At 62.6% G+C, this 390-nt stretch carries 1 protein-coding gene; it reads right to left on the bottom strand.

Features of this window, described 5'->3' with window-relative positions; all coding sequences use genetic code 11:
• A partial coding sequence (locus tag U5A67_RS40585; protein WP_321959838.1) for a transposase occupies positions 1-268 on the bottom strand: 268 nt, incomplete at its 3' end.
• Positions 269-390: the final 122 nt, after the last annotated feature.

A 390-nucleotide genomic window follows, 5' to 3' on the forward strand; every position in this document is an offset into this window, starting at 1 on the left:
TGCGCGCGTGGATGCGCTGAATGCGGGCCTTGGCTTTTTTCCAGTTGCTGCTGCCCTTGACCTTGCGGGCCATGCGGCGTTGATACTTCGCAAGCCGCTGCTCGTGCTTGCGGAAGGACGCGAGCGGCGCGATATAAGAGCCATCCGACATGGTTGCGAACCGCGCCACGCCCACGTCGATACCGACTGCCGGGCCAACCGGAACCGGCGGTTCAACCTCGCCCCGCGTAAGAATCGACACGTACCACTTGCCAGCGCGCAGCGACACGCTGGCCGAGCGAGCATCGCCAGGTACATCGCGACTCTTACGCTAACGCAGCCAGCCGAGCTTCGGAACCTTGATGCGGCCGTTGCTGATATCGACTGTGATCGGATTCTTGTCAGGGAACG

The sequence above is a fragment of the Paraburkholderia sp. J69-1 genome, assembly GCF_905220255.1.
Taxonomy (GTDB): Bacteria; Pseudomonadota; Gammaproteobacteria; order Burkholderiales; family Burkholderiaceae; genus Paraburkholderia.